Annotated in this window: 19 protein-coding genes; 11 read left to right on the top strand and 8 right to left on the bottom strand. The window is 53.6% G+C overall.

Annotated elements, in window-relative coordinates:
* Positions 1-47: 47 nt before the first annotated feature.
* The 3 genes from ACK3R5_RS13660 to ACK3R5_RS13650 are packed head-to-tail and all read left to right on the top strand — an operon-like array spanning position 48 to position 2,915.
* A complete protein-coding gene (locus ACK3R5_RS13660) occupies positions 48-1,187 on the top strand; it encodes a PD-(D/E)XK nuclease family protein (protein ID WP_411967352.1) in 1,140 nt (379 codons plus the stop codon).
* Complete coding sequence (locus ACK3R5_RS13655; RefSeq protein WP_411967351.1) at positions 1,177-1,974, top strand: hypothetical protein; 798 nt, start codon at positions 1,177-1,179, stop codon at positions 1,972-1,974. The genes ACK3R5_RS13660 and ACK3R5_RS13655 overlap by 11 nt, the downstream gene beginning before the upstream one ends.
* Positions 1,971-2,915: a recombinase family protein gene (locus tag ACK3R5_RS13650; protein WP_411967350.1), complete on the top strand. Its 945-nt coding sequence runs from the start codon at positions 1,971-1,973 to the stop codon at positions 2,913-2,915. Before ACK3R5_RS13655 ends, ACK3R5_RS13650 begins: the two co-directional genes overlap by 4 nt.
* Before the next feature lie 97 nt (positions 2,916-3,012).
* Here the strand turns inward: ACK3R5_RS13650 and ACK3R5_RS13645 are convergent, their stop codons facing one another.
* Both ACK3R5_RS13645 and ACK3R5_RS13640 read right to left on the bottom strand, forming a co-directional pair.
* The gene (locus ACK3R5_RS13645) at positions 3,013-3,837 is read right to left on the bottom strand and encodes a hypothetical protein (RefSeq protein WP_411967349.1); all 825 of its coding nucleotides are present in this window, start codon (positions 3,835-3,837) and stop codon (positions 3,013-3,015) included.
* Positions 3,838-3,880: 43 nt separating this feature from the next.
* On the bottom strand, positions 3,881-5,494 hold the full coding sequence (locus ACK3R5_RS13640) for a recombinase family protein (protein WP_411968664.1): 1,614 nt from the start codon (positions 5,492-5,494) through the stop codon (positions 3,881-3,883).
* 174 nt (positions 5,495-5,668) lie between these two features.
* Here ACK3R5_RS13640 and ACK3R5_RS13635 point away from each other — a divergent pair, with 174 nt between their 5' ends.
* The 4 genes from ACK3R5_RS13635 (at position 5,669) to ACK3R5_RS13620 (ending at position 8,028) form a co-directional block, all read left to right on the top strand.
* Positions 5,669-5,884, top strand: coding sequence for a hypothetical protein (locus ACK3R5_RS13635; RefSeq protein WP_411967348.1), 216 nt, complete (start codon positions 5,669-5,671; stop codon positions 5,882-5,884).
* Positions 5,885-6,004: 120 nt separating this feature from the next.
* Positions 6,005-6,463: a hypothetical protein gene (locus ACK3R5_RS13630; RefSeq protein ID WP_411967347.1), complete on the top strand. Its 459-nt coding sequence runs from the start codon at positions 6,005-6,007 to the stop codon at positions 6,461-6,463.
* Positions 6,456-6,941: a hypothetical protein gene (locus ACK3R5_RS13625; RefSeq protein ID WP_411967346.1), complete on the top strand. Its 486-nt coding sequence runs from the start codon at positions 6,456-6,458 to the stop codon at positions 6,939-6,941. Before ACK3R5_RS13630 ends, ACK3R5_RS13625 begins: the two co-directional genes overlap by 8 nt.
* Positions 6,934-8,028, top strand: coding sequence for a tyrosine-type recombinase/integrase (locus ACK3R5_RS13620; RefSeq protein ID WP_411967345.1), 1,095 nt, complete (start codon positions 6,934-6,936; stop codon positions 8,026-8,028). Before ACK3R5_RS13625 ends, ACK3R5_RS13620 begins: the two co-directional genes overlap by 8 nt.
* A 171-nt stretch (positions 8,029-8,199) precedes the next feature.
* On the opposite strand, the gene ACK3R5_RS13615 is transcribed toward ACK3R5_RS13620, so the two are convergent.
* The 5 genes from ACK3R5_RS13615 to ACK3R5_RS13595 form a co-directional block, all read right to left on the bottom strand.
* Positions 8,200-11,943 (bottom strand): Eco57I restriction-modification methylase domain-containing protein, encoded by a 3,744-nt coding sequence (locus tag ACK3R5_RS13615; RefSeq protein WP_411967344.1) that lies wholly within the window; start codon positions 11,941-11,943, stop codon positions 8,200-8,202.
* A 285-nt stretch (positions 11,944-12,228) separates the two neighbouring features.
* Positions 12,229-12,960, bottom strand: a complete 732-nt coding sequence (locus ACK3R5_RS13610) for a plastocyanin/azurin family copper-binding protein (RefSeq protein WP_411967343.1) — start codon at positions 12,958-12,960, stop codon at positions 12,229-12,231.
* An 88-nt stretch (positions 12,961-13,048) separates the two neighbouring features.
* Complete coding sequence (locus ACK3R5_RS13605; RefSeq protein WP_411967342.1) at positions 13,049-13,483, bottom strand: hypothetical protein; 435 nt, start codon at positions 13,481-13,483, stop codon at positions 13,049-13,051.
* A 389-nt stretch (positions 13,484-13,872) separates the two neighbouring features.
* Positions 13,873-14,520, bottom strand: a complete 648-nt coding sequence (locus ACK3R5_RS13600) for a MarR family transcriptional regulator (protein WP_411967341.1) — start codon at positions 14,518-14,520, stop codon at positions 13,873-13,875.
* Positions 14,521-14,599: 79 nt separating this feature from the next.
* A complete protein-coding gene (locus ACK3R5_RS13595) occupies positions 14,600-15,832 on the bottom strand; it encodes an NUDIX domain-containing protein (RefSeq protein WP_411967340.1) in 1,233 nt (410 codons plus the stop codon).
* 60 nt (positions 15,833-15,892) lie between these two features.
* Between ACK3R5_RS13595 and ACK3R5_RS13590 the strand changes: the two genes are divergently transcribed.
* From ACK3R5_RS13590 to ACK3R5_RS13580, 3 genes are all read left to right on the top strand, one after another.
* Positions 15,893-16,387 (top strand): metallophosphoesterase family protein, encoded by a 495-nt coding sequence (locus tag ACK3R5_RS13590; protein ID WP_411964614.1) that lies wholly within the window; start codon positions 15,893-15,895, stop codon positions 16,385-16,387.
* A gap of 108 nt (positions 16,388-16,495) precedes the next feature.
* Positions 16,496-17,251 carry a coenzyme F420-0:L-glutamate ligase gene (locus ACK3R5_RS13585; protein ID WP_411967339.1) on the top strand — a complete coding sequence of 252 codons (756 nt, stop codon included), beginning with the start codon at positions 16,496-16,498 and terminating at the stop codon, positions 17,249-17,251.
* A gap of 5 nt (positions 17,252-17,256) precedes the next feature.
* Positions 17,257-18,237 carry a 5,10-methylenetetrahydromethanopterin reductase gene (locus tag ACK3R5_RS13580; RefSeq protein WP_411967338.1) on the top strand — a complete coding sequence of 327 codons (981 nt, stop codon included), beginning with the start codon at positions 17,257-17,259 and terminating at the stop codon, positions 18,235-18,237.
* On the opposite strand, the gene ACK3R5_RS13575 is transcribed toward ACK3R5_RS13580, so the two are convergent.
* On the bottom strand, positions 18,197-18,433 hold the full coding sequence (locus tag ACK3R5_RS13575) for a hypothetical protein (RefSeq protein WP_411967337.1): 237 nt from the start codon (positions 18,431-18,433) through the stop codon (positions 18,197-18,199). The two genes, ACK3R5_RS13580 and ACK3R5_RS13575, sit on opposite strands and share 41 nt — an antisense overlap.
* Positions 18,434-18,526: 93 nt before the next feature.
* Between ACK3R5_RS13575 and ACK3R5_RS13570 the strand changes: the two genes are divergently transcribed.
* A complete protein-coding gene (locus ACK3R5_RS13570; RefSeq protein ID WP_411968663.1) occupies positions 18,527-18,895 on the top strand; it encodes a hypothetical protein in 369 nt (122 codons plus the stop codon).
* Positions 18,896-18,898: the final 3 nt, after the last annotated feature.

Genomic DNA, 18,898 nt, shown 5'->3' with positions numbered 1-18,898 from the left:
AGCGCAATCGGTCTTAGAGCAAGTAGTCTCAGCACTTCTACGAAACCATGGCCGAGAAGAGTTCTCGAACATTGGATAACATCTCTAATGGAAATAGTTCCCCTGAGCCAGATACCCCTCAGGAGTACGTTTCAAGAATAAGCTCAGACCAATTTTCCTCCTGGTATCGAGAACGTAGATATCGACAAAATATCGAGCAAGGCACTCCGTATTTCAACAACCCTTCTGTTCCCAAACCGGCTCAACATAGTCCCAGTAGACTTCTCAAGTGTCACAGACGCGTATATTATGAAATTCACAATGCACCTGCAGAGGTTTCCAAACCGATTGGGATTTTCTGGTTCGGCTCTTCGTTTGAGACCGATATTTCAGTTCCGTTTCTTCGTTCGGTTACAGAAGAAAACCATTACGTACGCAACTCGATCTGGGTCGACTTCAAAATCGAAGTAGACTCAGGTGAAGTCAGATTTCGCGGTGAAACAGACCCAGTAATCGTCGACGAGGAGAGTCGACCTGTGCTTCTCACTGAAATCAAGACGACAAGTTCCATCCAGCACATGGACAAGCCTAGCCCACACCATCGAGCTCAGGTTCACGCATACCTGTATGGACTGTCCGAAAGATACGAGACTGAGTATCTTGACGCAGTTATACTCTACTTCACACGCGACGACTTCGCGTTTAGACAATTTCACGTCCGGTTCGATTCCAAATTCTGGCTCGAGGAGGTACTTACCTGGGCCACAGAGGACTCAGGATTCAGGGCGGATGGAATCCTACCTCCAGCAACGCCAGAACGAGAATGGGAGTGTGAATTCTGTCCGTATAGCCACCGTTGTGGTAAGAGAGACAGTCCATTTTCAGATGAAGAGCCAACTGGGCTACTTCCTCTAACTAAGTATCCACCCGAGAGATTGGAAGAATATCTAGCTGCCTATCCAACTGCCAAGCTTACTCCTACATTGGCTCATTGTTATCCCGAGCTTGCTGCTGAACACGGGAGCTACGATTGGCGATGCTCTGCGTGCAGTGCAGAGTTCCCAGTCGAAACAACCTCTTGGGAGGGGGATCTCGACCAGCTTCCAATCTGCGCCGACTGCGCAGCAAATGCCGTCTATGCGCCTCTCGTTGACCCGGACCCGAATGGCCAATCAATAGTTGAGGGTGGTGAGTCAAATGTCGAGTGACAAGTTTTCTGTTCCGCTGGACTGGGGTTCGACGAAGACAATTGAATGTCCCGCGTGCAATTCGCTCCAAGTGACGGAAATTCTCTCTGGACTCGACCCGGTTTGCGATGACTGTGGAGCAGTCATATCTGAAGATATCGAGCACTCTGCTGTTCCTGATAGGGTTGATGACGACCTTCTGGAGATTCCTTGGGAAGAATATTGTAGAGTCTCGAATAGTACTGAACAGCAGGTTGCTATTGCTCTCGCAGTTTTGGAAGAGGTGGCTGATGAGTTGAGTCTTGGAGACAGTGTACGTGAGAAAGCCGCTAATCTCTATGCAAAGGCAGCTATTGAGAATCACACTGACGGACGCTCGACTGAGCTGGTAGTCAGTGTCTTGGTTGCTCTCGCAGCCCGTGAACTCGGCGATCCGCGCCCCACAAGCCGTATCGCGGAAGCGGCTCACGTGCCCACTAGCTCAGTTCGAAGGTTAATCCGACGGCTCGCTCGAGAATTAAATCGACCGGCTGTTGCCTGTAGCCCCGTCGAGTATCTCCCCTATCTCCGTGAACAACTTGACCTGAACATCCAGCACGAGAGAGACGCTCGAGAACTCATCATCTCTGTTGAGGAGTCTCAATTCTCAGGAAAAAGTCCTGTTGGTGTCGCTGGAGCGGGACTCTATTTAGCTGCAAACGGGGAGGTCACACAACGGGAGGTTGCTACTGTTGCTGGTCTTACTGAGGAAACGCTCCGAGTGAGAGTACGGGACATTCGGTTGGATACTGAGTGGAAGACGCGATGAGTGAACTCCATACTGTCTTCTCCGAATATTCCGGTCAATCAAATGCATCGTCTGAGTCGAAGGCAATTCCCCGTGCCGCAATATACGCGCGGACGTCATCCGCCAGCCAACAGTTTGGGTATTCGATTGACGAACAAGTCCGCCAATGTATTGCACGGTGCAACCAATTCGGATGGAAGGTGCACTTCGTCTTTCGAGATGAGGCCGTGAGCGGAGCCAACACTGACCGACCAATGTTCTCGAAAATGTTGAATCGAGCAGAAGCAGGCGATTTCGACGTCCTTGTCTTCTGGAAATTAGACCGCTTCTCGCGCAGTATCATGCACGTAGTTGAGCTCGAAGAGCAATTTTCGGACTGGGGCGTTGCACTCCACAGCGTCACCGAGCAACTGGATACGACCAACCCAACAGGACGATTTAATTTTCGAAATCTAGCAAATGCCGCCGAACTCGAGCGTGAACTGATCAAACAACGGACTACGATGGGCCACATTGCACGAGCAATGGAACACAAGTGGCCGAATACGTCCCCACCTTTGGGGTATGAAGTCACTGAGGACGGTTTTCTCAAGGTTGCACCCAGTGAAGCAGTCCTCGTTCGACGAATCTTTCGGGAGTATGTTGAACTCGAATCTATGCCAGAGGTTGCCCGCCAACTGAATAGAGACGGACGATTGGGAAGGTCGGGAAAAAAGTGGACTCCTAGTACCATCGGGACTATTCTTCGAAATGAAATCTATATTGGGCGGTACTCGATCAGAGGTGTTCACGCTTGGGTTGATGAGTATCGAATTCTCAGTGACGCCACTTTCGAGAAAGTGACGACAATACGTACACGGTTTAGAACAAACGTTCCCTCAACGAGGCCAGAAATGTCTAAGAAGAGAAAGCGTGAAACCGTGATGAGAATCATCGAGAAGTATTCGAATTATATTCGTTAGTGCTCAACCGATGATATTCTTCGAATGCTTCCGCGAGCAGTTATTCAGAGTAACGAATAAATGGAAATGGAGATTGTGTGGAGAGGCCTGTACGAGTCTATCTTGCTTGTTTAACAACAACGCATAGAGAGTCGTTCACTGCACGATCGTAATCTCTCAAATCCATCTCGTAAAAGATGTCTTCTGCTATCATTCTCTGAACCGATTGTGCAGCATTGACCACCTTTTCAGCCATTATGCCAGCTCTCCGAGCAATTTTAATCCATTCAGTTTTCTCGATCAAGTAGATCTTCATTCCATCACTTTCGAGAATGTCGTATTCTTCTGAGTGGCTTGGTTCCGACGGAGCTTGCTCAATAGAACATACTGCAGAACGCAGTCTGTTCTTATCTACCCCTTCCATTTGCGCGACATGAGCAATCGATTGGCTGGAGAGTGGCTGTACATCATCGTCTTCACCACCGATCGATGCTGCACGATTACTCTCTTCATTGTGTTCCTCGGATGGTGTGAATATTGACCCATCTTCCCACTCAATTGGTTCTATTGCGAGGATACCCTTCGCCGCTGTTGGTGAGAACAGAAGCCGGTGTGTCGAGTAATAATCCTCGAGGTTTAACGACGGACCAGAACCCTGGCCGCTCAGTATCATCTGGGATGGAATGCTTATCTTACCGCTCTGTCGGACTTTCCGAACGGTCCCAACTGAGGTTCTTGGTTTTTCAGTGCCCACGTCTCCGATAATAAACGTTGGTGGGTGAATATCAGTGTCCAACCAAATATCAACATAATTTCCCTCTGGAATCCCTGCTTCTGAAATTGCGTTGGTCAAGTCCAGCAGGAATGCCTGGGAAGAATGCTTAACGCGGGAGTTCAATGGGACCAATTTATGATTCTGATTCATTGGGTTTTTGTGAGCCATTTTGTTGATTATGTTAGTTTTATGAGGTTTACGTGAGATTCAATTACTTGTCTAATGCTTTTGCAGTCTGACTCTGAAGTCTGCGTAGCTGCTTGCTGGTTGGAATCTTCCCTTGAACAGGACAGTCAGCCTCAGTGCAGACGTAATTATGGACTTTCTTTCCGGCAGTGGATCTAATCCCGTTCTTGACCAATTTCCCAGAACAGGTGTTTCGAGGACACACCAATTTCACGCAGTCCAATACGTTATACAGCGGCGCAAATCCATATTCTATGACAAGATCTTCGATATCTTGAGTTTCTGAGGACGTGGTGTGACGTTGACTCACCCGCTCAATTTTTCGCTGAACGCGAGCGAATAGTTCAGTAGAGACTATCTGTAAATCGGGATCTATGACAGTCACTCCGTCTCCCCGGGTTTCGTGGAAGCTCCCATCTTTTCCTCCTGCGGTCGGTTTCCCGATCAAAATCGGGTTCTGTAATAGCGACTTTGCCTTCGTTCCGTTAACGTCTGAATACCACTTATCCAGGGTCTCACTCACGAGTTTGTATGGCTTCGAAATATCGGCCATCAGGAATCGCCAGAGAGCAATCCGAATCCTTTCTGCGTCTTTCTCAGTGGTTGTTGGCCATCCCTTGTCTGACAATTCGTAACCAATTGGTGTGGATTTCTTAATTGACTCCCATTTCTTCTGTTTGAATAAGGAATACCTCGCCTCATTTGCCCGCCTCGATCGATTTTCGTTCTGGAAGTGTGAACTGAATACGTGAATGAACGTACTCGCGAGTCCTGACATTGTATCGACGTCTACTTCACCACTTGCGTTCGTCACGATTGTCACGTCGAAGTCTCTACGCAGACTCCAAATTAGATAGACAACGTCGGGAGCGATTCTTCCAATCCGATCGAGATCATCCACTAGGAGATGGTCAATCTCTCCCAGTGCTGCTTTTTCTTCTACCTTGTAAATGCCTTCTCGGTCGAAATTGGTTCCAGTTTCACCGCTGTCGACAAACGGATCGTCTATCAGTTTGATACCCTCGCTTTCAGCCAGGCTTTTGAGACTTCGAACCTGTTCTTCGAGGCTTTCCCCTTCCTGTGCTTGTTTGTCGCTACTTACTCTCGCGTAAATGACTCCTCTGGGCTCGTTCTCTTCCTCTTCCTCTTTCTCAGTAGATTGTAGAGTCCCGACCAGGGCAAACATACTGAGAACGGCTATCACACGAGCGACTAGATTTGATATGGGCTTCGCGAGAGAGATCCCATAGTTCGCCAGTGAACTAACGCGGGTTAGAGCAATCTCAATGAGCGATTGCGGGTCGGACCCAATGTTACCAGTTGGAAGTACAATGTCGAGGTATGATTTTGTTGTACCCCCTTTGTTTGGAGCACGCTCGTCTGAAATTAGCTCTTTTTTCTGTGGTTCCGCAGGATTATTTTCTGCAGTATAAATCCCCTTGCCAGTGCTAATCCTAGGATCTAGGATTTGCGGTTCTATGCAACGCTGTATCATCGGTAACTTAAGCATTTTGGCCAGCAGAGACGTATTGCCCTGTGTCGAACCAGTTCGACAATCAACATCTCTAAAAACATTCTTTTTAGAGACTGTTTTCTTTGCTAACAATTCCGCGTCGGTGCTGTCGGATCTGTGGGACATTTCCACGTTCACAGAACATGGCCAATTCGCAAAAAATATTGATAATAGTGCGAATATTACAAATTTTGTCCCTGAAAGTGAATCATATGTCCACTGGAGTTCTCCAGAGTACTCTGAAGAACCAATTGTATTAGAACTTGGGGTTTTGTTCACCTCCTTCGGGGGCGATCAAGTATGACCGCCCAGCGTCCCAACGACGGAAAATCTCTCGGGCGGGTCAGAAGTGCGGAAGTCGCTACCACTCAGAAAGGGACGACCATTGGCGTGTGTGTCTATTTATCCTCAGAAGAAATCGAAGCCCTGGGTATTGACATCGACCACGTCGAAGAGTTGACCTATTTTGTCGACGAGAAATCGCAAGAGTTGGTCATCAATGGGGGCAGAGAATGAGACAGTCCCCATCTCTGCAAAAGCAATCGCCGATTGATTACCCTGATTCACATCTAGAGAGCGTGCAGACTTCTATGTCTGCTCAAGACGCCGTTCCAAGGGATCTGCAAGGTGGTTCCGATGACTAACTTGGGCGAGGACACGCAAGCCGCGATGTGCTATCCCAAGCAAACACAGTACGAGCAATGGAAAGACTGGGCTTCTGAAATGGGTTACAAGAGCGTTTCCCGATTCATGATTGAAATGGTGGAGGCAGGCTACAAGCAGCTGAATATCTCCATCGGCTATGATGATGATACGAAGGAACTCCGCAAGCAGAGAAACGATCTGAAGAGAGAACTGGACCAGACACGGGACCGTCTGCAGCAACTTGAAGACCAACTGTATCGCGACGAACGGAATTCAATTCTCGAGTTTCTCGAAGAAGAACCGAACGGCGCAACGTTCGCTGAGATTGTCCAGCATGTCATCAACGACACTCCCGCGCGTGTCTCAATCATCCTCAATGAATTGGATAGTGACCAAATCAGGTTAGAAGACGGACGCTACGACGTCCGTGGGGCACAGGACGATGGTTAGCGACGAGCGTTGGATCCCAGTTGACCCTGCGGTTCGAGCTGGGATGTATCAGTCTCTGAATCAGGTTCCAGACCACCTGCGTTTGGAAGTATACGAGTACCAGTTCGAGGAGCGAGACTGCTGGACCGAGTATCTCACAGCACAGAGCCACGCTGGGACCGAACTACCTGTAAAGAGACAGCAGTACCTCGGACGGGCTGAGAATCGGTGGAAGGAATTCATCCAGGGTCGTGGAAAGCATCACGCACTCTGTTCACCTGAGGATGCAGAATCGTACGCGAAGCATCTGTTGAACCACTTCCCAATATCAGTAGACACTGCAGCGAGGTATTGGATAGAGATTGAGCGGTTCTACAGGTGGATGTTCCAGCATACGGAGTATCCTCACCGGTACCATCCATTCGTGATGTCTGCAGCAGCCAACGACGTCAGTCGAGAGCTCTGGGTAAACGCTATCGAACGAGGAAATCATGAATAGTGGTGACGACGGCCTCGAGGAGATTGCAACTGCATTCGGTCGCGACACTGATCCCCTCCAAGAGTACGAGAGTAGGTTCCATCAGGTAGATGCAGACCCACTGTACGCGTACATTGAGCGAGTGCAAATACCGAAAGACGCCTCTGAGTCAACACTGAAAAACTACCACCACTCCTTCGATCAGTGGCAAAACTTCATGGCCGGTGTTGGGAGGCACTTCGCTTGTCCGAACGATACGCACGTGAAGCAGTTCATGAGATACCTCTCGGACGAGCGAGACAACAGTGCCTCCACGATTCAACAGAAGGTGAGGAACATCAACAGGGCATACGAGTGGTGGCAGGAACACCACGCGTTCCCTCACCCGATGGATTACAACCCATTCAGAATCGCTCTCCGTGAAACCGACTTGAACGGAGGTGAAGAAAAGAAAAAACATCCGCCGTTGTCGGTGGAAGACCTTCGAGGAGTAATTTCCGGATGTACCAATGTCCGTGAGCGGTTGTTCCTTGTTTGGCAGTTGAAATTGGGTCTTCGAGTAGGTGAGTTACTGAATATCAGGCTCGAGGATATCGCGCTCTCCCATGCTGAAATAGAAAAGTGGTATCCAGAGATGGGGTCTGCTGATCCCCTACAGGGATACAGTGACGCGGTCTACATTCCTTCGAGATACAAACGCGAAGGCAACAAGTCCCACCGCCCTCGAATATTGCCTCTCGACGATGAAGCAAAGCAGGTTCTGTTGCACTATCTACCGACAAGGCCAACTGCTGATACACAGTGGTTGATTCTCAGCCAGCGTACGTTTGGCAAAATCGTTCGAGGTGACAGGGTGAACGAGATTTGGAAACACCACTTTGCAACTCACAACGAGAGTGATCGATACCGGAATATCACCTCTCACTATGGACGATATTTCTTCACAAATTACTGGAAGGTGCATCAGGACCTACCACGTGAATTAGTCCAGTATATGCGTGGCGACAAGTTGGGTGAATATTCTGGTGAGGCTATCGACGAGTATTTGTCGGCGTATTTCACCGATATTCGAGATCACTATCTAAATTACATCTTCAAAGTATTCTGATTTGATTTTTTACTTACCACGCTACTCAATCTCAAGATATCCAATCCAATACCGACTCCGTAACCCAATGCATTGGTCACACTCCAATGAACGGTGAATCAGTAAAATATGATACAGTATAGTGAACCAATAGAACCACAGAACTAATCTCGTTAAGATATGTGACTTCAACTAATTTTGTTCAATTAGCCGGGTCACTCCTGCTTTAGCTCTATATAATTTCAAGGTTGCCAGCTTCATGAGCGTCTTTTTCACCAACATCTCCCTGATATCTAAGACCTCCAGTACAGTTCTCGCCTCTTCGATATTGAGGTTGTAGAGGTCGAAAACAAGTGCATCCAGTTTGGTTTGTCCTTCAGATAGCAGATTATCTATCTTCACTATGTCTGCCATATCTGAATACCGCGAATCGTCCCAGCTGTCCCAAGTGTCGAATTCGTGTTCGACTTCTTTGATGATGTTCACAGTTCTTTCGGCTGTATCGGGGCGAATAATTGGGACAGAAGTCTTGTTCAGAATGTTTTCCAGATTATTAACTCTAGCTCTCGAATCGAACAACTCTCTCATCGACAAATAGACCATTTGCATTAGTTCACGATTTCTGAATTCAATCTGGTAGATCTCTTCTTCTACATTAGCGTCTATACCGTATATTGTGAGAATCGGACTTCTCGAATCAGCAACGAACTCATACTCGCTAAACTCCCTTTCAAGAATCTCTTTCTCCTCATCAGGATAGAATGGTATGTCTGTTGACCACGTTTCTTCTCGATCTCCCCGTCGAACTTTCTCTCGATCATTCAGTAGAATCTCTGCGAGGTCTCGGTCTAACGTTTTCAGACTCTGGCTTTTCTGATTCCATTCTTTCATGTATTTCTGGCGGCCAGAGGCGAGGGTTTCCATTTCTTCCACATATGGTGTTAGTTGGGTTGTTCCTTTGATGGAAAGGCCTCTAAGCTGTGTTAGTGAGATGCGGGGGAAGAGGTCTTGGCCCATTTTCTCCCCCTTAACAAGAGATTGTAGATACAGCAGACGACTATTCAATAACCCGAGTAGATGCTCGTAGTCGTATTCGTCGTTCGTCAGCAAAATCGAGATAATTGATTTCGGGAAAAGGAGTTCGCTTTCCGAAATTGCCGCTATCAGTCCTATCTCCTTTTCTGACGGCACTTCTCGGAGAAGTAACTTTTCACCCTCTAGGAATTGGTCCTGAGGAATCCTGAAGAATTCAGCAGATTTGTCAACGTAACTACTTTCAGAAAGGTCGAGATGATACCTTCCGAGAGAGGTTGAACGCGTGTCAACGACGTAATCAGCGTTCTTCTTTGTGTCTGAATGAAACACTTCTTCCTTGATCTGGTCGTCTGTATGAATCTCGTTGTGATACAGTTGGTAACCAACAGTCACATCAGCGATATCGGTTAACTCAACTGCACCATCCTCCATCTTTGCGCTAATCTCTTTTTCTTCTTTCCCGACATAGAGATTGATATGATACTTGGGTGGAGTGATATCGCCAGACGGGATGGACCGAACTTTTCGAAAATCACCATCCGTATCGAGCTTGCCAACACTGATCTCCAGACCGTCCTCAGTGCCAGAACTCCCAATCGTTGGTGACTTTTGTTTATCCAACGTGAAGGTCACAATATTCTGAGAGACACCTTTAAACGCGGAGTCAGGGACGAATGCCACTTTTTCCAATCGAGAATTATGCAAGAATACGTCCCGAAGACCCTTCGCGCCCGGGATTGAGAACCACGTATTCGGAGTCACCATGCCAATCTGGCTCGTAGCTAGGTTGAACGACTTTTCTAGGAAGAATCGGTAAAGGTCAGGTTGTCCAGATTGGTATTCGTATGTCTCGTTCAGGAAGTCCTTGATATCCTCTTTGCCTTCTATCACCCACGGGGGGTTCTCGATTATACAGTCAAACCCATCTGAATCTCTGAATACATGCCAGAACTGAAGCGGCCAGTAGAACGGTGAGGTTTTGCTGATAACCTCTTCCGGTAGTGAATTCGTCTCCACATATTCCTTGAACTCTTCGTCCAAGTCCCCTCGAACCTCTGTTATCAGTTCAGAAGCCCTTGTGATTGGTTCTTGATCAGTCGGGTCTTGGATATATTCCTCTCTGGCTTGAATGACCTCTTGCATCTCATCTTTGAAATCTTCAGTCAATATGTCGATTGTTTGATTATCAGGGAGTCCAACAAGGGAGTCGCCATACCCTAGGTTTAATTCTAAGTCGGGGAGAACGTATCCATCGGCTTCGGGAACATTATCATACTGATATATTTTGGGGTCACGCTTGATTACCTCAAGCCAGATGTTCAACTTCGCAACGTCTAAGGCACGTCTATCGAGGTCGTTCCCGTGAATATGCCGTAGGACAATTTTTGAGACTAGATTTCGTTCGTTGCGACTTAGATTACCATTCTCATCTTCGGTGTATCCGAGATCTCTTTGGAGGTTTCTGATATTCTTGACTGCCTCTTCGTCTTCTGCATTTGTGCTTAACGTCCCATCCGAAAAACTCCGCCTCGATTTCCGTTCATCGGATAGGAAGTCGAATACACGTTCGTACTCTTCCCGGATCGCGCTGAACGCCTTCACCAAGAAAGACCCCGAACCACAGGCAGGATCTAACACCCGAAGTTCAGTGAACTCTCTTACGATATCTTCTGCTTCGTCCCACGACTCCTCTTTCACGGCATTTTCTAATCGGTCAGCAGTTTCGCAAAACCGTGTTTCAACAGTCTCCTCAACGATTGATTGGGACACATAGCGAGGAGTGTAGTAAATTCCCTGATCTTCTCTCACCTCTGCGAGATACGTTTCGTACGCCTTACCAAAGATGTCCTCGTCAATCTGCTTGTAATCGTAATTGGTGATTCCTTTCTCTTCTGCCTCTGATTGCCATTCTTCAAGACCAAGGACTAATCCTAACTTGTTATATAGAGCGTCAAGGTTCTCATCCGACTTTTTGATATTATTGTAAATGTCTCGCTTAAACAACTCCGTATCGTAGTATGTATAGAACCAATTATTCACCTCTCCAAAGAATTCCTCTAATACCCGACCTTTGCCAATATGCTTCCACCGACGGTCATTGTAATCCCATGTTTCCTGAATCCACTGAAAATCGATGACAAAATAGTCGTCAAGCGTTTGAATAAATACAAATTTGTTGATGAGGTTGACGATATTCTCGATTTTGTCATCTTCTCTCGTGTCGTCTTCAAATTCAATTTCACCAAGAACATCTATCCACCTGTTAAGACTGGCAAAGAACTGGGAATCAAGGTCACTCCTTGATTTTCTACCCTGAAGTCTTCTGAGATGGTCCCGGAGATCGGTTCTCTGACGGAATTCCTGATAGAATTCCTCAAATTCTATCGGTTCTTTGTTTATTGGTTCAGGTGACTTCCTACTGAAGAAGTACCATGTTTTCAGATCGGTCAGAATGAGAAATTCATTATCAGTCCGGTATTTTTCCACCTGCTCTTGATGGTCTTCCCAATCCAGTTGGTCTTGCTTTAATGATGTCACCTCATCCCGGCTATTCGTTTTTTGCCTGAATAGGGACTTGAGTTCGAGAAGCATCGGCGGAGGGCCAGCAATTCGATAGTCAATGAAGCCGTTTTCTTCCGTGGAAACCTCAGGACTAACTCGTCCAAAAAAGAATTTGGCAAGGACCGATTTCGCACCTGCCATGAGTTCTTCTCGAAGTGCACTTTCAGGTGCGCTCCCTTCACGGAGATCGAGGAGATATCTGTGTACCTCTTCACTCCTCAGTTCTTCTTCCAACTCGTCTACTTCACTTAGACCAATCTCTTCCTTTTCAAAGATAAGCTTCAGATCCTCAATTACGTCTTCCAGATTAGCCTCATCACGGTCGGAGAGAGATGGCATACGAGAACCGATTATCGCATATTGATTAATTGTTTGGTCAATGGAGCGTGTTGATTACACCTCGAGATATGTAACCATCACTAACTCATCTGTTTTGGTCTGCTGGTGTGGCTCCATTTCCTCCCTGCCTGCCCTCTGACGCACTGGCACGCGAGTGAAGTGAGAAGAGTCTCTCTATTAGTAGAAAACGCCTCTAAGTGGGGGTAACTTTCTTCATCGCCACCGAGCGAACCTCGGATTTCGAGCGTGATGAATCCATCTCATTACGCCGGCCGGGAGCACCACTCACTCGTCGTGGGTGAGTACGTCGACGATTCGCGCGTTGAGTCCTGCGATGCTCTCGCGGATTGGGTCGGCTAACGCCGTCGGTGGGTCACCGAGGGCGCGCTGCTCGTCTGGGTCGGGAGTTCCGACGATGACGCTCCCAATCATCCCCACGAACTCGTGTGGGAGACAGAAGTAGTGATACACTCCTTCCGTCTCGAACGTGTGTTCGAACGTCTCGTCTCGGTCGGTGAGGAGGCCGCTGTCCCACGTCTCGGCCCCCTCTGGGACGAGTTGCGGTCTGTCGTTGTCGGACGAGTAGGACGTCGCGGTGTGGGACCCACTCTCGTTCACCCACGTGACTGTGCCACCGACGTCGACCCACGCGATGTGGGGCTCGAAGTGTTCGCCCGTACTCGACGTGAGCATGGCGACGTCGGCGTGGCTGGCCGGCGCTTCGAGAAGTTCTTCGTGGACGTGTCTCGCCTCGTCGTGTGGCGTCTCGTCTTCGTGCGGCGCCTCGTCGTGGTGGTGGTCGTCCGCGTCGTCGTGTAGCGTCTCGTCTTCGTGCGGCGCCTCGTCGTGGTGATGGTCGTCACCCTTTACGGCCGCACTGTCAGTCGAAGTCGACTCGCCACCACTTCCCTGCCCATCCGTCGATGGGGGCGTCGTCGTGCACCCTGCAAGCCCTGTAACCGCCGTCGTCCCCGCGAAAATAATGAACCAACGGCGGTGAAGTTCGGTATCGAGCATCTCACTCACCTGTTGGTAGATAGGTGTCGAACGGGAATAACAGGCGCGTAAGGAGGGTGACGAGGAACTGAAACGGTTGGCTATGCCGTTAGCAACCGTGGCCGGCACCGTACATGCCGCCGGGACCAGTCATCCCACCGCCGTACGTGCCACCCGAACCGTACATCCCACCGCCGTACGTGCCGCCGCTACCGGCCATGCCACCACGAGCGGTCATCCCCGGTCCACGGTGGTTGCCGTCAGCCATGTACTGGCCCATCTGTTCGACACTCACGCCCATGTGGGATTCCATCCACTCGACTGCGCCGGGGCCCATGTGTCGGGTCATCTGCGACTGCATCCACGCAGTCCATTCGTCTGCAGTCCATTCGTCTGTGGTCCGTTCGTCGGCAGGCCCGTCGAAGGGAGACCCACCGTGAGCAGTCGTCTCAGTACCGTGTGCACTGACTGCGGGCGCGGCCATCGTGAGTCCGACGATTGCGAGAGCCACGAGTAACCAGCGTCCAATCTTGATTGTCGTCATTATGTTTCGCCTCACTCTCCCGTAGGGGGGTTCGACGGTTATCACCGTGGGTGTGAACAGACGCAGGAGAACGTTCGAGAACGTTTATCGACGGCTGTGAGGGTTTTTCAGCGCCAGAATCGTTCATCTCCTGTCGATACCGACGGTTTGGTCTCTGTCGTCTCGCTCACGAGTCACGCGATGAGTCAAAAGTCGATGCCCGCGCGTTCGTTTGGAGTCTTAGCCACAACCTCTCGCTCTCTGTCGGGTTCCTCGCGGCGTTCTCGGTGAACGTGGCGCTCGTACACCTCGGCGTCAAGGAAGGTATGAAGAACCCGGCCGAGATGGGGTCGCAGTCGAGTCGGATGCAGTCGAAGGCGACGGGCTAACCGACTGTCGGGGCCCGTTCGTCACTGCGCGTGATTCTGCGTCAGGTCGTCGCTCGGATAGATGCGGTAGGTGCGCCCCTGCTTCTCGCGGTAGAGGAGCCCTCGTTTTTCGAGTTCGCTCACCGTCTGACTCACTTTGCTCTTCGAGAAGTCCGACCTGTCTCGGAGTTCTATCTGCGTGATGCCGGGCGACGTCATCACCGGTTCGAGGACGCGCCGTTCGTCCTCTGGGAGGACGTCGAGAATCTGGGGCCGAGGTGCGCCGTTCGCGGCGGCCGATGGGCCGGAATCGGTCGCTGTCGCCGCCGTATCCGGTGTCTCTGCTGTCTCCGTCGTTTCCGGTGTCTCGTCGGCATTTGTCGCCGCCGACGATTCGGCAGTGTCGGTGGCACCATCGGCGGTGTTTCGCACACGCCCGTCGTCCGACGTGAACTCGTCTCGGAAGACGAGATACAGTCCACCGACGACGCCCGCGACGAGGAGTGTCCCGAGCACGTACCAAAGCGGGTTCGTCCCGTGAACCGCGTCCATCGACGTCCCCATCATCGACCCCATCATCCCGTCGAGTGCGCGGTTTTGCTGGTAAGTCTGCCAACTGAGCGCCCCGCCGAAGACGAGGATTGCCGCGACGGCCAGACTGACCACCACGTCGGCACGGCGGCGGTTCATCTCCACCACCTCCGCGAACACTGTGCAGGGTCCATACCGGTTGATTGGTCAGGGGTAGTGGTACGTGTTTTGCTCGTTCTCAGGCGCCGGCATCCCACGCCGCGAGCGACGCGTGTTCGTCGGCAATCGACGCCACCTCGTCAGTGTCGAGGACGCCGTCTTCGGTGACGAGACCCGTCACGAGGTCCGGAGGCACGAGTTCGAAGAGCGGATTTTCGGTCGCCACCGACGCGTCGTCCGCAGTGAGTGCCGCTCCCGACTCACCGACGAACACGTCGTCGTCGCGAACCTTGTCTCGCGCACAGACGACGAAGACGGGGACGTCGGCGCGGTGGGCGGCGAGCGCCACGGGAAAACTGCCGACTTTGTTGGCGACTGCACCCGACGAGAGGACGGAATCTGCGCCGAGGAGGACGGCATCGACGGTGTCGGCGGCGACGAGTCCGGGGAGCGCCGCGTCGGTGGTCAGCGTCGTGTCGAGGCCGTGTGTGGCCAACTCCTCGGCCACCGAACGCCCTTCTGCACCGGGGCGGGACTCCGCGACGAGCACCGATGGAGTCGCGTCTTCGAGCGCGGCGAGCACAGTTCCCGAACGTGAGAGTGTCGCGACGTGGTCGAACGAACGGTCCCGAAGCAGGTCTGCCGCCCTCGCCGCGGCCGTCACGTCTGCGAGGGTGGCGTCCTCGATAGCCGTCTCGGCTCGCCGTCGTACTGACTCGGGCGTCTCGTCTGCGGTGGCCATCACGCGATTCACACGGTTGACGACGGCAGTCATACTGGGTCGGGCGCCGCGGAGTTGCCGGGCCAACGGGACCAGCCCGTCCCACGACTCCGCGTCGGCAGCGGCGTCACGCAGAGTTCCGAGCGCTCGAAGCGATATCCACGCCGACCCGTGCGTCTCGTCTTCGCGGACGGTGTCAGCCGTCGGAGCGACGCGACGATAGGTCGCCCACAGTTCGGGTACCGTTTCGCGTTCGAGAATCGCCGTCGGGTGGACCCACTCTACCTCGGCGAGTTCTTCGTTCGGCTCCACCGCACGGTCCGCCACGTCGAACAGGAACGGATGGACGGTCCACTCGCGGCCGTCGTCCGTGATAGTCAACGGACGGCCTGCACACGCGAGCGTCGCGTCCGTGACGCCGACTTCTTCTCTGAGTTCTCGGTGGGCGTCGTCGAGCGCGTCGGCAGGGTCGCCTTCGATATAGCCCGACACGCCGGCCCACCGTCCCGTGTAGGTGCCGACGGCGTCACTCCGACGTGTGAGCAACACCTGCCCACCGTTGCGGAGAAATACGGTCACGACGTGTGTCATACCATGAACTACAGCCGCGACTGACAAAACGACTATTCAGATTGGCTGTGATGAGATAGTATGCGACTCGCCATTTTGAGCGATACGCACGTCCCCAACCGCGCTGACGCCCTCCCAAAGTGGGTCGAAGACCGGGTTCGTGAGGCAGACCTGGTGATTCACGCCGGCGATTACGACACGCCAGAGGTGGTCGACCACCTCCGCGACATCTCTGCGGAGTTCGTCGGCGTCAGCGGGAATATCGACCCACCAGAGGTCAATCTCCCGTTCGTCGAAGTCGTCGAAGCAGACGGGGTGACGTTCGTCGTCACACACGGCACAGGAACGAGGACCGGATACTGCAAGCGCGTCGCTGACCTCGTCAAGGACGCCGCAGGACCGGACGCCATCGGCATCGCCGGCCACATCCACGAAGTCATCGACCAGGTGGCCGACGGCGTTCGAATCTTGAATCCGGGGACGGCGACGGCCGCCAACGACGGTGACGACGCGACGATGATGGTCGGAACCGTCGTCGACGGCGACTTGTCGGTCGAAGTCGTCCACGGCGGCTAACCGACGACGTCGGACCGACGCAGTCACCCGTTCGACCCGCCACCTGTGATACCGGCCCGGTTCGCCAACACCCGGTTGTTTTTCACCGCCCTCGTCTTCCCATCCGGTATGGAGCTGTTTCCCGTCCCCGACGTCCCCGAGATACGCGAGGGCGACGACCTCGCGGCGCTCGTCTCGGAGCGTGTCGACCTTCGCCCCGACGACGTGGTCTGTGTCGCGTCGACGGTCGTCTCGAAGGCCGAAGGGCGGTTCGCCGACCTCGAAGACTTCCCGGCCGGCCCGCGGGCACGTGAACTCGCCGCCCGCCTCTCGGACCTGACTGGCGAGGAGAAAGACCCGCGGTTCGCGCAAGCGGTCTTAGAAGAGAGCGTAGACCTCGTGATGGACGAACCGTTCTTGCTCACGGAGACGCGGTTCGGCCACGTCGGCGTCAACGCCGGCATCGACCGGTCGAACGTCCCCGACCACGACCTGTTGTTGCTCCCGAAGCGACCCAGTGAGTCCGCCGCACGCATCCGCGAGAGCCTCGCCGCCGACCGGGTCATCGTCACCGACACCTGTGGACGCCCCTTCAGACACGGCCAACGCGGCGTCGCCATCGGATGGGCCGGGATGAGCGCGTCCAGAGACTGGCGCGGCGAATCCGACCGCGACGGACGCGAACTCGGCGTGACCGTCGAGAGCGTCGTGGACGAACTCGCGGCGGCGGCCAACCTCGTACAGGGCGAAGGCGCTGGCGGGACACCGGTCGTCGTCGTCCGCGGATTCGAGTGGGGGGACCACGGCGAGAGCGACGCCCACTTCCGCGACATCGACGGCGACTTCGTGCGACAGGCGCTCCGCGAGTGGCAGTACGAACCTTAACACCAATGCTCGGACTCGAACTCACCCCGGAACATCCGGTCGATAGCCTCGTCGAACTGGGGACGCAGGCCGAACGCGAGGGCTACGACTCGCTGTTCGTCTCGTGTCACTACAACAACCGCGACCCCTTCGCGGTCCTCGCGCGACTCGCCGCCGAGACGGACGACATCCGCCTCGGCCCCGGCGTCGCCAACCCCTACGAGATGCATCCCGTCACGCTCGCCGCCAAGGTGGCCACCGTCGCAGAAGCGTCCGATGGGCGTGGCCTCCTCGGCATCGGCCCGGGGGACCCCTCGACGCTGCGCAACCTCGGCCTCGAAGACGAGCGTGGTCTTCGCTCGGTCCTGGAGGCGTTCAAAGTCGCACAGGACCTCTGGGCTGGCGAGCGCGTCACCCACGACGGCACGTTCGAAGCCAACGACGCCGGCCTCAACTTCGACGTGCCCGGCGACGTGCCGGTGTACGTCGGCGGCGAAGGCCCGCACATGTGTCGGATGGCAGGCAAACACGCCGATGGCTTGCTGTTCAACGGTTCTCATCCCGATGACCTCGCGTGGGCACGCGAACAGGTCGACGCGGGCCGCGAGGACCGCCCCGACGAACGCGGCGCGTTCACACTCGCCGCCTACGCCAGCGTCTCCATCTCGGAAGACGCGGAGGCGGCACGCGAGGCGGCCCGCCCACCGGTCGCCTTCATCACCGCAGGGGCGGCCCCACCGGTCCTCGACAGACACGGCCTCGACGGCGAACTCGCGAGCGACATCGGCGAGAAGATTTCGGCAGGCGAGTTCTCCGAGGCGTTCGGGCTGGTCACGCCCGAGATGATAGATGCCTTTTCGATGGCCGGGACGCCCGACGACGTGGCCACGCAGATGGACGCGGTGCTCGGCCACGCTGACGGCATCGTGGTCGGGTCGCCAATCGGCCCCGACCTGGAAGAAGCGATTACTCTCGCTGCGCAGGCTCACCGCGAGAGCCAGGCGTAACGCCGATACCGAGTTCGGCGACGAGTGCGCCGAGGGTCACGTAGGTGAACATCCCCACCGAGAGGACGATGAACGCGCTGCCGAAGAGGATTAAAAGCGGCGACAGTGGGTCGTTCAGCGCCACGTCGATGAAGTTGAACATCAGCTCGACCACGCTCTGGAGGAGCGCGACGACGAAATCCGTGAGTGTAGGCATATCCGAGAGTCTGGATTCGGGGGTATTGATTGTGTGGGTTTCGCACGGCTCGGGGTCGGCACCGATAAGGGCCACCCGGAGAGAGAATACGGCATGCCGAATCGCTCGCTCGACGACTTCGCCGGCGGCGGCACCGACGAGGAGGCGGCCGAAGACGAGACGGCGGACGCCGAGGCAGCGGATGCTGGGGCGGCGGATGCTGAGACGGTAGACGCCGAAATAGTGGACGCTGAGACGGCGGATGCCGAGACAGCGGACGCCGAGACAGCGGACACCGAGACAGCGGATGCTGAGACGGCGGACGCCGAGACGACTGTCGAAGCGTCGGACCCGGACGTGGAGACGCTCGCCACCTATCGGTGGACGCCGTCGGGAACCACCTGCCCGCAGTGCGGTACGTCGGCCGAAAAGACGTGGCTCGACGGCGAGGAGTACGTCTGTGCGGACTGCAAGAACTGGTAACGG

This window comes from Haloferax sp. YSSS75 (genome assembly GCF_046764215.1).
Taxonomy (GTDB): Archaea; Halobacteriota; Halobacteria; order Halobacteriales; family Haloferacaceae; genus Haloferax.
Note: the sequence above shows the minus strand (reverse complement) of the source record. Positions and strands in the feature narration are given on the sequence as shown.